General features: G+C 63.6%; 13 protein-coding genes. 6 read left to right on the top strand and 7 right to left on the bottom strand.

Annotated elements, in window-relative coordinates; translation table 11 throughout:
* Positions 1-110 precede the first annotated feature (110 nt).
* A complete protein-coding gene (locus KXR72_RS04175) occupies positions 111-473 on the top strand; it encodes a hypothetical protein (RefSeq protein ID WP_437420370.1) in 363 nt (120 codons plus the stop codon).
* On the opposite strand, the gene KXR72_RS04170 is transcribed toward KXR72_RS04175, so the two are convergent.
* Both KXR72_RS04170 and KXR72_RS04165 read right to left on the bottom strand, forming a co-directional pair.
* The gene (locus KXR72_RS04170; protein WP_437419839.1) at positions 470-2065 is read right to left on the bottom strand and encodes a glycosyl hydrolase family 17 protein; all 1596 of its coding nucleotides are present in this window, start codon (positions 2063-2065) and stop codon (positions 470-472) included. The genes KXR72_RS04175 and KXR72_RS04170 overlap by 4 nt on opposite strands.
* An 83-nt stretch (positions 2066-2148) precedes the next feature.
* Positions 2149-2373 (bottom strand): DUF2061 domain-containing protein, encoded by a 225-nt coding sequence (locus KXR72_RS04165; RefSeq protein ID WP_437419838.1) that lies wholly within the window; start codon positions 2371-2373, stop codon positions 2149-2151.
* Between the two features lie 272 nt (positions 2374-2645).
* On the opposite strand from KXR72_RS04165, the gene KXR72_RS04160 reads away from it, so the two are divergent.
* From KXR72_RS04160 to KXR72_RS04140, 5 genes are all read left to right on the top strand, one after another.
* Positions 2646-2960: a DUF485 domain-containing protein gene (locus KXR72_RS04160; RefSeq protein WP_437419837.1), complete on the top strand. Its 315-nt coding sequence runs from the start codon at positions 2646-2648 to the stop codon at positions 2958-2960.
* Between the two features lies 1 nt (position 2961).
* Positions 2962-4617, top strand: coding sequence for a cation acetate symporter (locus tag KXR72_RS04155; protein ID WP_437419836.1), 1656 nt, complete (start codon positions 2962-2964; stop codon positions 4615-4617).
* Between the two features lie 169 nt (positions 4618-4786).
* On the top strand, positions 4787-5593 hold the full coding sequence (locus tag KXR72_RS04150; protein ID WP_437419835.1) for an SDR family oxidoreductase: 807 nt from the start codon (positions 4787-4789) through the stop codon (positions 5591-5593).
* Between the two features lie 105 nt (positions 5594-5698).
* Positions 5699-6838 carry an MFS transporter gene (locus KXR72_RS04145; RefSeq protein ID WP_437420369.1) on the top strand — a complete coding sequence of 380 codons (1140 nt, stop codon included), beginning with the start codon at positions 5699-5701 and terminating at the stop codon, positions 6836-6838.
* A gap of 117 nt (positions 6839-6955) precedes the next feature.
* Positions 6956-7378 (top strand): hypothetical protein, encoded by a 423-nt coding sequence (locus KXR72_RS04140; protein ID WP_437419834.1) that lies wholly within the window; start codon positions 6956-6958, stop codon positions 7376-7378.
* On the opposite strand, the gene KXR72_RS04135 is transcribed toward KXR72_RS04140, so the two are convergent.
* The 5 genes from KXR72_RS04135 to KXR72_RS04115 all read right to left on the bottom strand — a co-directional run bounded on the left by KXR72_RS04135 (position 7379) and on the right by KXR72_RS04115 (position 15483).
* Positions 7379-7609, bottom strand: coding sequence for a YheU family protein (locus KXR72_RS04135; protein WP_437419833.1), 231 nt, complete (start codon positions 7607-7609; stop codon positions 7379-7381). It lies immediately after the preceding gene.
* A gap of 6 nt (positions 7610-7615) precedes the next feature.
* Positions 7616-10387: a 7TM-DISM domain-containing protein gene (locus tag KXR72_RS04130; protein ID WP_437419832.1), complete on the bottom strand. Its 2772-nt coding sequence runs from the start codon at positions 10385-10387 to the stop codon at positions 7616-7618.
* A 195-nt stretch (positions 10388-10582) separates the two neighbouring features.
* The gene (locus KXR72_RS04125; protein WP_437419831.1) at positions 10583-11782 is read right to left on the bottom strand and encodes an osmoprotectant NAGGN system M42 family peptidase; all 1200 of its coding nucleotides are present in this window, start codon (positions 11780-11782) and stop codon (positions 10583-10585) included.
* Between the two features lie 116 nt (positions 11783-11898).
* Complete coding sequence (gene ngg, locus KXR72_RS04120) at positions 11899-13641, bottom strand: N-acetylglutaminylglutamine synthetase (RefSeq protein WP_437419830.1); 1743 nt, start codon at positions 13639-13641, stop codon at positions 11899-11901.
* 69 nt (positions 13642-13710) lie between these two features.
* Positions 13711-15483 carry an N-acetylglutaminylglutamine amidotransferase gene (locus KXR72_RS04115; protein ID WP_437419829.1) on the bottom strand — a complete coding sequence of 591 codons (1773 nt, stop codon included), beginning with the start codon at positions 15481-15483 and terminating at the stop codon, positions 13711-13713.
* Positions 15484-15532: the final 49 nt, after the last annotated feature.

Below are 15532 nucleotides of genomic sequence, written 5' to 3'. Positions count from 1 at the left end.
GACCGCGCGCTGGTTGCAGCGCGTTTGTCGCTTGCAACGGCGCCGGGCTCGATTATGCTGAGCGCCGCCTGACTCCTGGAGCCTTCACGTTGCGCCTGTCCCCTTCGCTGATGCTGGTCCTGCTGCTGGTGGCCTGCATTGCTGCCAGCTACGAAGTTCGTTTCGCGCTGATGGAAGACCCTCGCTGGGTTGGGCTCTGTGCCGAGTCCGCAGCGCACTGGGCGTGCCAGGTACGGGCCGGGCTCGGCTGGCTCATCCACATGCGGGTGCTGGCCTGGTCGGCGCTTTCGCTTGCTGTGCTGGCGTTTTTCCTGCCACGGCGCACCGGCTGGTGGTTGGCCGCGTTGGGATTGCTGCTGGCGGTGCCTGCGTTGGTCCTCTACAGCGCCAGCCTGGCCGTGTTCGCGGTGGTCATCGCGGCGCTTCGGTTGGTCCGGGCGCCACGTGCTGCGCTAAGCATTGACCACGGCTAGGCCGTCTGGTTGCGTGAATCGGTCGCAGCGATAGCGATTTGCCGGTTTGACTGGTGCAGGCTTCGCCACAGCGCCAAGGTCACGAGTACGCAAACCAGCGCCCAGCCTATCGCCTGCTCGTTTTCCAATCCTTCCTGATAGAGCTGCGGCGCAATACAGGCGGCAATCAGGGCGGCCAGAAGGGTGGTCTCCCTGCGGGGCGCGATCGTTGGGCGGGCCAAGTAGACCAACGCCGGATAGAACAGCGCAGCGCTTGGAAAGCTTCGGTAACGCGCATCGAACACCAGCGCCAGGGCCATGACCGCGCCAGCAAAGCCGGTGGCCAGGAGAACGAGGCCGGCGTGGCGGTCCAGCCAAGCGCATGCACGGCGGCGCCACAGCGTGTCGTTGCCGAGCATCAGCGCCACATGCGCCAGCGCGACAGCGTTGAGCATCAGCAGGGCACCCGTCCAGAACCACTCGCCCAGGTAGCGGCTGGTTACCACGCCAAGTTCCAGCCAAAGCCCCATGCAGGCAGCGCCGGCGGCTGTCGCAAGCGGGAGGACGATGGCTGAGCGGCGTCGTGTCGGCTGGCCAGCTACAACTAGCGTAACCAGCCAGGCAACCGTGCTGATCGCCAGCCAGCGTGGCCAAGTCGGCAGGTTCGACACGGGGCCTGTGAGAATGCCTTTGTCTTGCCGATCGGCATCGAACAAGCCCCAGTAGCCGCCCACCGCACCTTCGCTGGCGCGCTTCCAGGGCTGGTCGAAGGCTTCGATCAGGTTGTATCGCCAACCGTTCGCTTCGGCCAGTTGCACGAACTCGCGGATGAAGCGGGCCTGGTTCTCTCGGCTGGGTACCGCGGTCTCCCGCTGACGCCCTTCGCTGGGCCAGCCGGTTTCACCGATCAGGATGTCCTTCGGCGCGTAACTGTTGCCGAACACCTGGCGTACCTCGGCGACTTCGCGTAGCGCGTGCTCGATTCCAGCGGGCTCGTCTTCCCAATAGGGCAGCAGGTGGATGGTCAGGAAGTCTACCGCCGGGGCGACTTCCGGATGTCGCAGCCAGAACTCCCAGACGTCGGCATAGGTCACCGGGACCTCGACACCGGCGCGCACCCGCTCGATCAGCGCGACCAGTTGCGCGGCTGTGGCTTCCTTGCGTAGCAACACCTCGTTGCCGACGATCACGGCGTCGACTACGTCCCGGTTGGCGTTGGCGCTGCGGATCAGCGCATCGATCTCCGCACCCGTCTGGACCGGATCCGCGCTAACCCATGCGCCCATCAACAGCCTAAGGCCGTGCTTGCGTGCCAGTGCAGGCACGTCTTCCAGGCCAGTCATCGAATAGGTCCGCACGCAGTCGAAGCGTTTGGCCAATAGCGCCAGATCCGCATCGATGCGTTCGGGGCGCAGCTGGAACGGCTGGTCGAATGGCGACTGGTCCTTGTCGAAGGGGCTATACGAGGCGCACTGCAGCTTTTCGCCCGGCGCGCTGGCATCGGCGATCGCGATCGGGCGGCCAAGGCCGTACCAGAAGGCGATCATGGCGGTCAGGGCGAACAGGCAGGCAAATGCGTAGGGCAGCAGGAAAGGGCGCGAGCGCGACGTCATTACAGCGATCTGCAAGGGGGCGGGGCGCGCATCTTAGCCGAGCGGCGGGCGGTTCGACAGCGGCCCTTGCGGGCCGGCGACGGTCAGGCCTGGTGGTGCAGCCAGGCATGAGGTGGGATGTCCTTCTTCGGTGTGTGCCGCCTGTCGAGGCGCTGCCAGATCTTTTCGTGAAAGTAGAACCCGACCGAGTTGCACAGCGGCTCGATCGCAGCGACCAAGCCACCGGCGGCCACGCTACCGGTCAGGGCATAAGTCACCGAAAAGGCGATGCAGAAATGCATCAGGGTGAAGGTGACGGTCTTGATCATGTTGGGCTCCGCTGAAACGAACAGGAATTGTTCTCCGTTGCGAATGGAGTTTGGTCATGCGGAGCGAGGCTGTGAAATGGCCGTCTTGCATGGTGCGCATAGCAGGCATCTATGGTCTGCCGAGGTGCGGCGAATTGACGCTGCAGCGGCTCTAGTCCGGTACTTTGATGCGATTGAGTACCAGACCATGGTCGAGTGGCGTTCGACCTCGGCGGCACTAAAGTAGCCGCCCTGTCCGCATGTGTGGGCAGTGATCGTGTGGAGACAATCCAATGAACAATGAAAACCTGTACCGGCAGATCGACGCCGACCCGCGCTTCCAGGATCTGGTCGCCAAGCGAGGCCGCTTTGCCTGGTTGCTAGCGACCATCATGCTGGCGGCTTACTTCGCATTCATCCTGATCATCGCATTCGATCCCGCCGTGCTCGGCACGCCGTTGACGACGGGCGCCGTGACCACTTGGGGCATTCCGGCCGGCCTCGGGTTGATCTTCCTGTCTTTCGTGCTAACCGGCGTGTACGTCCGGCGCGCCAATGGCGAGTTCGACCGCATCACCCAGGACATCCTCCAAGAGGCGCAGAAATAACATGCTTGCACGCTTGCTGACCGCGGCCGTCCTGATGACGGCTGCCCCGGCGCTGTTCGCCGATGCCCTGACCGGCGATGTTCAGAAACAGGCCACCAACTGGACCGCGATCTCCATGTTCGTGGTGTTCATCGTCTTCACGATGGGCATCACCAAGTGGGCGGCCAAACGTAACACCTCCACCTCCGATTACTACACTGCTGGCGGCAGCATTACCGGTTTCCAGAACGGCCTGGCCATCGCCGGTGACTTCATGTCGGCGGCGTCCTTCCTCGGCATTTCCGCGCTGGTTTTTACCAGCGGCTATGACGGCCTGATCTACTCGATCGGCTTTCTCGTCGGCTGGCCGATCATTCTGTTTCTGATGGCCGAGCGCCTGCGTAACCTGGGCAAATTCACCTTCTCGGACGTCGCCTCCTACCGCCTGGGCCAGACGCAAATCCGCATCCTCTCGGCATTCGGTTCGCTGATCGTCGTGGCCTTTTACCTGATCGCGCAAATGGTCGGCGCCGGCAAGCTGATCCAACTGCTGTTCGGCCTGGATTACCTGGTCGCGGTGGTCATGGTCGGCGTACTGATGGTGATGTACGTGATGTTCGGCGGCATGCTCGCCACCACCTGGGTGCAGATTATCAAGGCGGTTCTGCTGCTCTCCGGCGCAAGCTTCATGGCGATCATGGTTATGTATCACGTCGGATTCGACTTCGGTCGCCTGTTCTCCGAGGCCGTTGCGCTGCATCCGAACCACCAGGCCATCATGAGCCCGGGCGGTTTGGTGTCCGACCCGATTTCCGCGATTTCCCTCGGCCTGGCGCTGATGTTCGGTACGGCGGGTCTGCCACATATCCTGATGCGCTTCTTCACCGTCGCTGACGCCAAGGAAGCGCGCAAGAGCGTGTTCTACGCCACTGGCTTCATCGGCTACTTCTACGTCCTGACGTTCATCATCGGCTTCGGCGCGATCCTGCTGGTCAGCACCAATCCGAGCTTCAAGGACGCTTCTGGCGCCATCATCGGCGGCACCAACATGGTCGCGATTCACCTGGCCACAGCGGTGGGCGGCAACCTGTTCCTCGGCTTCATCTCCGCGGTTGCCTTCGCCACCATCCTGGCGGTGGTATCGGGTCTGGCACTGGCCGGCGCCTCGGCCGTGGCTCACGACCTTTACGCCTGCGTGATCAAGAAGGGCAAGGCCAAGGAAGAGGACGAGATGAAGGTCACCAAGCGCACCACGTTAGCGCTCGGCGTGTTGGCCATCCTGCTCGGCGTCGCCTTCGAGAACCAGAACATCGCCTTCATGGTGGGCCTGGCCTTCTCGGTCGCGGCCAGCTGCAACTTCCCGATCCTGTTCCTTTCGATGTACTGGAAGAACCTGACCACCCGCGGCGCGCTGATCGGCGGCTCGATGGGCCTGGCCACGGCGCTTCTGCTGACCATCCTCAGCCCGACTGTGTGGGTCGACGTGCTGCACTTCGAACAGGCGATCTTCCCGTACAAGTACCCGGCGCTGTTCGCCATGATCGCCTCGTTCGCCGGCCTGTGGTTCTTCTCGGTCACTGACAAGTCGAAGACGGCAGCGGAAGAGCGCGCACGCTTCTTCCCACAGTTCATCCGTTCGCAAACGGGCTTGGGCGCTACTGGCGCGGTCGCCCACTGACCGAACGCACAGCGGTACGAAAGGCAGCCTTCGGGCTGCCTTTTTTGTTTGCCACGGCTGCCAGATCGGGCCTGGAGCAGGGCGGTCATTCAGCATTTCGATAGAGGCCGGTTGTGGCTGTGGCTTTCGCTAGACTCGCCGCAACCCAACGAACAAAAGGTTACAAACGATGCAGAACCGCATGATGGTCACGGGGGCCGGTTCCGGCCTCGGGCGTGAAATTGCCTTGCGCTGGGCGCGTGAGGGCTGGCAATTGGCGCTTTCGGACGTCAACGAGGACGGCCTGGCCGAAACGCTGAAGCGGGTGCGCGATGTCGGCGGCGACGGCTTCACCCAGCGGTGTGATGTACGTGACTACAGCCAGCTCACGGCGCTGGCCCAAGCCTGCGAAAGCAAGCTCGGCGGTATTGACGTAGTGGTAAATAATGCCGGTGTGGCTTCGGGTGGCTTCTTCGAAGAACTGTCGCTCGAAGACTGGGACTGGCAAATAGCGATCAACCTGATGGGCGTCGTCAAGGGTTGCAAGGCCTTCCTGCCATTGCTGCAGCAGAGCAGGGGGCGGATCATCAACATCGCCTCGATGGCTGCCTTGATGCAGGCACCCGGCATGAGCAATTACAACGTGGCCAAGGCCGGTGTGGTGGCCCTGTCGGAGAGCCTGCTGGTCGAACTGCGACAGCAGGAAATTGGGGTTCATGTGGTCTGCCCGTCGTTCTTCCAAACCAACCTGATGGACTCCTACCGGGGCCCTACGCCGAACATGAAGGCGCAGATCGCCAAGCTGCTCGAAGCGTCGCCCATTACCGCGGCGGACATCGCCGATTACATCCATCGCCAGGTTGCCGAGGGCGTGTTCATGATTCTGCCCCACGACGAAGGGCGTATGGCTTGGACGATCAAGCAGCAGAATCCTCAGGCGATTTACGACGAGATGGCTGCGCTGGCAGAAAAGAAGCGCAACAAAAGTAAAACCTGACTGAAAGGTCCGAAAAACTTGCCGGAGCCGGCGCGGCGGGAGTAGGGTGCAGTCCCGTTTCGCTGCCGGTTCCCGATCGTGACCAATCCTGCCCGCTGGCTGCTCATGCTGGCCCTGGTGCTCGCCGCCATCAACTTGCGCCCTGGTATCACCTCGTTCGCGCCGCTGATCGAGCGTATCGCCGCCGATCTTCACCTCAGCCGAGGGCTGATCAGCCTGACCACCGCGCTGCCCGTCCTACTGATGGGATTGCTGGCCCCGCTGGCGCCACGTCTGGCGGTTCGTTTCGGTTTGGAGCAGACCATTCGTTTGTGCCTGGCCTTGATTGGGCTGGCGCTGATTTTGCGGCTGGTAGGTGATAGCGCCTGGCTGCTGATCGTCACCGCAGCCATGGTCGGGGCCGGTATTGCGGTGGCCGGTCCGCTGATTTCCGGCTTCATCAAACGCTATTTCCTCGATCGGGTGGGCCGGACGGCAGCGTTCTATTCGTTGAGCATGGCGGTCGGTGGCACGCTCGGCGTCGTATTGACCGCGCCGGCGACAGCGGTTTTCGGACAGCGCTGGACGCTGGGCCTGGCGCTGTGGGCGATTCCTGCCGTCCTGGCGCTGCTGGTCTGGACGCGCTTGCCCAATCGGCCGGAACCCGCCGCCGAGCGCAACGCCGGCTTGCCCTGGCGAGAGCCGCGGGCCTGGCTGGTGAGTATCTACTTCGCCCTACAGGCCGGTTTGTTCTATGCGCTGGCGACTTGGCTGGTGGCGCGCTACCACGAAGCGGGCTTCAGCACCGTGCAGAGCAATGCCTTCTTCAGCGGCTTCATGCTGATCGGGCTGCCGAGCGCTTTCCTCATGCCCTGGCTGGCGCAGCGATTCGGCAAGCGTCACCTGATGATGGCGGCGTGCAGCGCCCTCGCGACGGCCGCGCTGTTGGTGATCGCGCTGCTGCCGCAGGTCCAGCCCCTGCTGATTTGTATGCTGTTGGGCGTGGCCCTCAACGGCACCTTTTCCATGTCGCTGGTGCTGCCGATGCATGAGGCCACCACACCTCTGGCCGTCAGCCGATTGACCGCAATGATGCTGTGCACCGGCTACTGCTTGGCCTGCTTCGCGCCAGTGCTGACCGGCATCGGGCGCGACCTGGCCGGGAGCTACCAGGGACCTTTCCTTGTGCTGGCATCGCTCGCAGCCGTGATGTCGCTGCTAGCGCTGCGCCTCGCACCGCGACCTGACGCTGGCCGCGTGTCCTGACCGCCTGTGGCACAGGTCACCGCGTGAATGTGTGGCGCGTTGCAGAGCGGCTGAGAAGGCTAGCACGGCATCTCGATTTGGTTGAACATGTGCGGCCTTTCGCCCGGAGAGCAGCCTGTGGAGCAGGAATCGATCGTCTACGGCAGCATTCGTGACTGGCCGGCCGCCGACCTCGACGAGTGCCGCCGGCGTCGTGCCGTCAACCGCCGCGCGCTGGGCAACCTACCGCAGGGCGAAGGCTGGCCCTTCATCGGTCGCGAGATGTTTTCTTTCTGCACGGATGAGGGGTTATACCAAACCCAGGTCATTCATTTCGGCGCCAGCTACCGCGCCGTCGAATACGAATGGTCATTGTGGGTTCGCAGCTTCGAAGCGCTGCTCGACGAGCTCTACTGGACCCGCGCCGTGGTCCACCTCGAGACCGAGCTCAACGGCACGCACACCTTTCGTTGGGAAACCGAGAGTGGCAGCCATAGCCCCCGCCAGCGCGACGTGCGCATGCGTTGCGCCTGGGAGCGCGAGGGTGGCGTGCTGGGCTGATCAGTCTTGCAGCCACTCGCGAGGCACGTCGCGTCGTAACGCCAGCTGGCACTGCTGGCTGTCCGGGTCGAATACGATCACCGCTACGCCTTTGGTAAGTGCCTGGCGCACACGCTCGACACGCGTCTCAAGAGGCGTCTCGTCACCGTTGTCGGTGCCGTCGCGGGTCACGAAGTCCTCGATCAGGCGAGTGAGGGTGTCGGGTTCGAGCTGGTCGTGGGGAATAAGCATCGGCTGTCAGGTCGGCTGGGGCAGATCGGGTGTGAGTGAACCTTGCGGGCTGGCTTCGAGAAAGCGGTCCAGGCAGGCATAGAGTTGCTCGCTGTCCAATGGCTTGCCGATGAAGTCATTCATGCCCGCTTCGCTGCCCAGGCGGCGATGTTCCTCCAGCACATGGGCAGTCAGCGCGACGATAGGAACCGCAGCAAGGCCGTTTTCGGACTCGAATTGGCGAATTCGACGGCTCGCTTCGAAACCGTCCACTTCCGGCATTTCGCAGTCCATCAGGATGAGGTCGATGGCGGCCGGGTTCTGGCTGTAGGTTTCCACCGCGCGGCGACCGTTGTCGGCGATCAGCACGTCGTAGCCGCGCTTGCGCAGCAAGCTGGATACCACCATCTGGCTGACAGGATTGTCCTCGGCGGTGAGGATGCATGGCTGCGGCGCGCCTTCGCTAGGCCGCGTGCCGTTGCCCGGTGCCGTGAGGCTATTCGGCGCATAGAGGGCCTGTAGGGCTTCGCGCAAGGCGCCAAGCAGCAGCGGCTGATGCAGGCTGGTCAGGTTGACCTTGGAGGCCGACAGCACCGGCGTGACCTGGGGCGGCGTCACCAGCATCGTCGGCTGGCGAGGGTGGAGCTGATCCTTGACGGCCGACAGCCATTCCTTGGGCGTACCCGGCCAGGGCGCCAGAATCATCAACAGCGGAACGTTCGGCTGTTCGCCCAGGTGGCGAGCCAGGCGCCTCGGATCCTCACAGCGAACCACGCGCATGCCCCATCGCGCGAGCAGCTTGGCCATGGCCTCCAGGGCGGCGCCATCCTGCGAGGCGACGATGGCGGTGCGCCCTTCGAGCAGCGGCGTCAACGGGTCGCGGAAATCCCCCGCTTCGCGCAGCGGAATGTCGAAACTGAAGCGGCTGCCCTGGCCGGGTGTGCTCTGCACGCCGATCTGGCCGCCCATCATCTCGACCAGTTCCTTGCTGATCACCAGCCCCAGGCCACTGCCGCCATAGCGGCGTGTCGTGCTGGAATCGCCCTGGCTGAAGGATACGAACAGTTGGTTCAGCACCTCGGCGCGCATGCCGATGCCGCTGTCGGTGATGGAAAACAGCAAGTTGCGCGACTCGTCAGGACCTTGCGGCGAGACGTCCAGCACCACACAGCCGCGTTCGGTGAATTTCAGCGCGTTGCTCAGCAAATTCATCAGCACTTGCTTGAGGCGGGTCGGATCGCCGCGCACGTACCGTGGTACGCCGGGTGCGAGGCTGACGTGCAGACCGAGCTGTTTTTCCAGCGCCTGAGCGGTCAGCAAGCTCAGCGTTTCGGAAATCAACGCCTCCAGATCGAACTCGATGTCTTCGAGCACCAGCTTGCCGGCGCCGATGCGTGCGTAGTCGAGAATGTCGTTGATCACTGTCATCAGCGAGGTACTGGAGCTGGAAATCGTGTCCAGATAAAAGCGCTGCCGACGATCGAGGGAGGTTTCGCGCAGCAGTTGCAACATGCCCAGCACGCCGTTGAGCGGGGTCCGGATTTCATGGCTCATCTTCGCGAGGAAGCGGCTCTTGGCCTGGTTTTCGCTCTCGGCGCGCTCGGCGGCCTGGCGAGAGCGAAAGCCTTCTTCCTTGAGCAGATTGATCCGGTCGGCCAGACCGATCGAAAGGGTGATCAACTCGAATGCAATACCGATCTTGACTACCGGTGCGCCGTATAAGCCGAGCAGGTTGAAGCCCAAGGAGCCGGCGGTCACGATCACGAAGGTCGCCAGCAGCACCCCCCACGCGAGCGTGTAGTACAGGCCATAGCGTACGCCGCGGCTCCACACAAAGGCACCGGTGAACAACAGGCCGATCGACGAGCCGATCACCATGATGCTGGCGAGGATGCTCCAGACCTGCAGGTCGAGAACGAAACCGGATAGCAGCGCCCCAAGCGACAGCAGCAGGGCCACACGCAGGGTGAAATCGAGCCGGGGGAAGTATTGGCGCGTGTGCAGGAAGTGCCGGCTGAATTGGATAGAAATCAGGCAGTGGCTGAGCATGAGGGCGTAGATGCCCATGGCCACCGCGCCGCCGGCACCGCTCAGCCACTTGACCAGCATGCCGTCGAAGCTGAGCGCGAAGAGGCCGACGTTAAGGTTGTAGATCAGGTACCAGAAATAGGCGGGTTCGCGTAGCGAGAGAAACAGGAAGAAGTTGTAGCAGAACATCGCGAAGAGCACGCCATAGAACGCGCCGGCGAGCCCCGCACTGTCCTCGAGTGCCGCGACGTTGGCCGTGTGGGTGCTGAAGTACAAGGGCATGAACAGCGTGCTGGTGCTCTTGACGCGCAGCACTAGTGTCGAGACGCCCGGTTCGAGCTCGACGGGAAACCAGAAGTTAGCGACCTTGACCGCCCGCTCGGCAAAGGGATGGTCATCGCCCGAACGTTGGCGGCTCAGCCGGCCATCGGGGTGCTGCAGATACAGCTCGATGTCGTCGAGTAACGGGTAGTTGATCTCGAATACGCCGCTGACCGTTTCCGGCAACTGGTTATCCAGCTGCACCCGGAACCACCACACTGAATCGTTCTTGCCCTTGTTGGCGTGCTCGCCGGACACCTGCTCGAAGACCTTTTCCGGCAGCGTCATCACCTCGGCGGCATTCAGCTCGGCGCCAGGGTCACGCAGGAAGTAAGTCCATTGGCCCAGCGGTTCGCGGAAGGCGTCGGAGTCGATCGGAACGGTAGAAAATGCCCAGATCGGACCCGACAGGCAGTACAGGATGATGGCCAGGCAAAGACGCAGCAGCATGAAAAGACCCGGGTATGCGGCAGGGCGAGCCGATCGGGAGGGCTGTCAGCGCGACCTCGAACGGCAAGCCGGAACGCCTGTGCCCGGCTATGGCGGGCAGACAAGTTTTTCGGATGCCTGCGACTTTGCCTTGATCGTTGCCGCCTCGCAATCGGCAATTGCGTCAAGTTGGCTACGGATCATGAAACGCGGCGCTCACTTGCCGGTTTCGTCGTTCTGACGCTCGAAGATCTCGTCTACGGCGGGCACTCGCGTGTCGTTTTCCATCTGCGTGACATGCTCCAGTTGGTGGCTGAAGTTCTCCAGCGAATCCTTGCCGCTGCTCGCGTCGCTGGCAAACACCGGCGGGCTCAGCAGGTAGGCGCTGATCAGGCGCGTCATCGCGGTCAGGCTGTCGATGTGAGTGCGCTCGTAGCCGTGCGTAGCGTCGCAACCAAAGGCCAGCAGGGCAGTGCGGATGTCATGCCCGGCGGCGATCGCCGATTGCGCGTCGCTGTGGTAGTAGCGGAACAGGTCGCGGCGCACTGGGATCTCATTGCTGGCGGCGAGCTTGAGCAGGTGGCGCGAGAGATGGAAGTCGTAAGGGCCGCCTGAGTCCTGCATGGCCACGGTTACCGCATGTTCGCTGGACTCCTGACCTTTGGCGGTGGGTGCGATGTCGATACCGACAAACTCGCTGACATCCCAGGGCAGCGCGCCGGCCGCACCGGAGCCGGTTTCCTCGGTGATGGTGAACAGTGGATGGACATCGATTGGCGGTTCGCGCCCGCTTTCGACGACACCCTTCAGCGAGGTCAACAGCGCGGCGACACCCGCCTTGTCGTCCAGGTGACGGGCACTGATGTAGCCGCTGTCGGTGAACTCCGGCATCGGGTCGAAGGCGACGAAATCGCCCACGTTGATGCCCAGGGCGACGGTGTCCGCGCGGCTCTGCGTATAGGCGTCCAGCCTCAGTTCGACGTGATCCCAACTGATCGGCATTTCATCCACGGCGGTGTTGAAGGCGTGCCCAGAGGCCAGCAGGGGCAGTACGCTGCCGCGGAACACACCGCTGTCGGTAAAGACACTGACCCGGCTGCCCTCGGCAAAGCGGCTCGACCAACAGCCCACCGGCGACAGGCCCAGCCGCCCGCTGGGATGGATCTCACGCACGCTGGCGCCAATGGTGTCGAGGTGCGCGGCGATGGCGCGGTCCGGGCTGTAGCGTCGCCCCTTGAGCGTCGCGCGGATGGTGCCACGGCGGGTCAGTTCGAAGGGGATGCCCAGCTCCTTCAAACGTTCGGCGACGTAGCGCACGATGGTATCGGTGAAGCCCGTAGGGCTTGGGATTGCGAGCATTTCCAGCAGCACGCGCTGGAGGTAGTTCAGGTCCGGTTCGGGGAGCTTTGCGGTCATGATCTCTCCTCGGCGACGGATGAAACGGTCGCCCACGTCGGTGAATGGAGTCGAACTGCGTCCGCGTCGCCAGAAGGCGACACCGGGCGACGGGGTCGCCGCGGTGCGGGGAGGGCCTAGTTGGCGTTGTGGCTGAGCGGGAACAGCAGGTCGATGAAGCGTTCGGCGGTCGGTTGCGGATGGTGGTTGGCCAGGCCGACGCGCTCGTTCGCTTCGATGAACACGTACTCGGGCTGATCCGCTGCTTTGACGAGCAGGTCCAGGCCGACCACGGGGATGTCCAACGCACGGGCGGCGCGCACTGCGGCGTCCGTCAGGTCAGGGTGCAACTGGTCGGTGACGTCATCCAGCGTGCCGCCGGTGTGCAAGTTCGCCGTCCGCCGTACGGCAAGGTGCGTGCCCTGTGGCAGCACGCTGTCGTAGTCGTAACCGGCATCGACGATGCAGCGTTGGGTCTCGTTGTCGAGCGGAATCCGGCTTTCTCCACCGGTTGCCGCTTGGCGACGGCGGCTTTGCGCCTCGATCAGCTCGCGAATGCTGTGGCTGCCGTCGCCTACCACTTCGGCGGGGCGGCGAATGGCGGCAGCGACGACCTCATAGCCGATTACGACGATGCGCAGATCCAGGCCTGCATGGTAGCTCTCGAGCAGCACGCGCTGGTCGAACTGGCGGGCCCGCGAGATGGCGTCTTCGACATCGGCGGCGGTGCGCAGATCGACCGAGACGCCATGGCCCTGCTCGCCGTCGACCGGCTTGACCACCACGCTGCCATGCTCATCGAGAAACGCGGCGTTGTCTTCCGGCGCGCCGGCCAGCTGCTGCGCGGGGAGCTTGAGCCCTGCGCGCGCCAGGGTGCGGTGGGTCAGGCTCTTGTCCTGGCAGAGCGTCATGCTCACGGCCGAGGTGAGGTCGGACAGCGATTCGCGGCACCGGACCTTGCGCCCGCCTTGCGTCAGGGTGAAGAGGCCGGCTTCGGCATCGTCGATGTCGATCTCAATGCCACGGCGGCGTGCCTCGTCGACAATGATGCGGGCATAGGGGTTGAGCTCCGCTTCAGGGCCGGGACCGAGGAACAGCGGCTGATTGAAGGTGTTCTTGCGCTTGACGGTGAAAGTTTGCAGATCGCGGAAGCCGAGCTTGGCGTACAGCGCCTTGGCCTGCTTGTTGTCGTGCAACACCGAGAGGTCGAGGTAGGCGAGGCCGCGCCCCATGTAATGCTCGATGAGGTGGCGCACCAGGGCTTCGCCAACACCCGGGCGGGTGCAGCTTGGCGCGACCGCGAGGCACCACAGGCTGGAGCCGTTTTCAGGGTCGTTGAAGGCCTTGTGGTGGTTGATGCCCATCACGCTGCCAATGATCTGGCCGGAGTCGTCGTCCTCGGCGAGCCAATAGACCGGGCCGCCGTTCTCGCGTGGCGTGCACAGCTCGGGGTTGACCGGCAGCATGTGTCGCGACTGGTAAAGGGCGTTGATCGCCTTCCAATCCGCATCGCTCTGTGCCCGGCGGATACTGAAGCCGCGGAAGCTGCGGCGGGCAGGGCGGTAATCGGTGAACCAGATGCGCGAGGTGTCGGATGGGTCGAGGAACAGCTGTTGCGGCGCGTAGGCCAGCACCTGGTGCGGCGCAGCGACATAGAGGGCGATGTCACGTTCGCCGGCTTGCTCATGAAGCAGGTCGGCGGCCAGGTCTGCTGGGTCACTGTAGGTGTGGCCGATGAGAATGCGGCCCCAGCCACAATGCAAGGTGACCGGGCCCTTGGATTCGCCCTGGCCGTCTTCGGCCAGCCGGGCCTGCAGGCGTTCGTAGGTCGGTGTCTGCCCGCGCAACAAGCGCTGTCCGTAAGCCTGAGACTTCTGCATGGTGCTTTCCTTCGAGCTAGTCGTGCCACCGACGGGCGCAGCGCGCAGGGCCGGTGGCTTGATCGGTTCTTATAGACCCTGTTCGGTCAACCAGAGATTGACTGCCGCCAGCTGCCAGAGCTTGGAACCACGCAGCGGGGTCAGTTGGCCTTCAGGGTCATTGAGCAGCTTGTCGAGCATGGCCGGGTTGTAAAGGCCACGATCCTGGCTCGGGTCGGTCAAGAGTTCGCGCACCCAGTTGAGCGTGTCGCCCTGCAGGTGCTTGAGACCGGGCACCGGGAAATAGCCCTTCGGCCGGTCGATCACCTCGGCGGGGATCACCTTGCGTGCGGCTTCCTTGAGCACGTACTTGCCGCCGTCGGGCAGCTTGTACTTGGCCGGAATGCGTGCCGAGAGCTCGGCTACGTTGTGGTCGAGGAAGGGCACGCGCGCTTCCAGGCCCCAGGCCATGGTCATGTTGTCGACACGCTTGACCGGATCGTCGACCAGCATCACGGTGCTGTCGATGCGCAGCGCCTTGTCGACCGCGGCTTCGGCGCCAGGCTGGGCGAAATGCTGGCGCACGAAATCGCCAGAGAAATCGCCTTTGGCCCATTGCTGCTGCACGGTCTCGGTGTATTCCCCGTAGCTGCGGTCGCGGAATGCCTGGAGGTAGGCCGCCACCGGATCCTGGGCGCCATCGACTTGCGGATACCAGTGGTACCCGGCGAACAGTTCATCGGCGCCCTGGCCGCTCTGCACCACTTTGCAATGTTTGGAGACTTCCCGTGACAGCAGGTAGAACGCAATGCAGTCGTGGCTGACCATCGGCTCGCTCATTGCCCGGAACGCGGCCGGCAACTGCTCGAGAATTTCCTTTTCCTGGATACGCAACTGGTGGTGGCGTGTCTGGTAGTGGTTGGCGATCAGGTCGGAATACTTGAACTCGTCGCCGCGCTCGCCCCCGGCATCCTGAAAGCCGATGGAGAAGGTCAGCAGGTTGTCCGCCGCGCCAGCCTCGCGCAACAAACCGACCAGCAGGCTGGAATCGACCCCGCCGGACAGCAGTACGCCGACATCCACCGCGGCGCGCTGGCGCAGAGCGACGGATTGGCGTAGCGCACTCAGGGTGCGTTCCTGCCAGTCCTCGAAACTGTAGTTTTGTTCGTCAGCCCGCGCGCCGAACTCCAGCTGCCACCAGCGGTGCTGGCTGGCGTTGCCCTTGGCGTCGATACGCATGAAGGTGCCCGGGGGCAGCTTCTCGATGCCGGCGATGAGAGTGTCGGGGGCTGGCACCACCGCATGGAAGCTCATGTAGTGGTTAAGCGCGACCGGGTTCAGTACCCCGGCGATGTCGCCGCCCTGCAGCAGCGCGGGCAGTGTCGAAGCGAAGCGCAGGCGGTCGTTGGTCTTGGAGAAATACAGCGGTTTGATGCCCAGGCGATCACGGGCGACGAACAGTTCCTGGACGTCGCGCTGCCAGATGGCGAAGACGAACATGCCGTTCAGGCGCGGCAACAGGGCCTCGCCCCACGCGTGGAAGCCTTTGAGCAGCACCTCGGTGTCGCCGCCGGAGAAGAAGCTGTAGCCCAGCGCTTCGAGTTCGGCGCGCAGTTCAGGGTAGTTGTAGATCGCGCCGTTGAAGACCATCGACAGGCCCAGTGCCGAGTCGATCATCGGCTGCCCCGATGCCTCGCACAGGTCCATGATCTTCAGCCGCCGGTGGCCGAGCGCGACCGGACCTTGGCTGTTGAAGCCGCAGGCGTCAGGGCCGCGGGCAGTGAGATGTTGAGTGATGCGTTCAACCGCGGCCAGATCGGCCGGTTGATTATCGAAACGAAGTTCGCCAGCTATGCCGCACATAGGATCCTTACCGGGTTTTGCCAATGAGGGTGTGACTGGCAAGCGGCGG

This window comes from Stutzerimonas chloritidismutans, from assembly GCF_051486945.1.
Lineage (GTDB): Bacteria > Pseudomonadota > Gammaproteobacteria > Pseudomonadales > Pseudomonadaceae > Stutzerimonas > Stutzerimonas chloritidismutans_B.
This window is presented reverse-complemented; position numbering and strand designations above follow the sequence as displayed.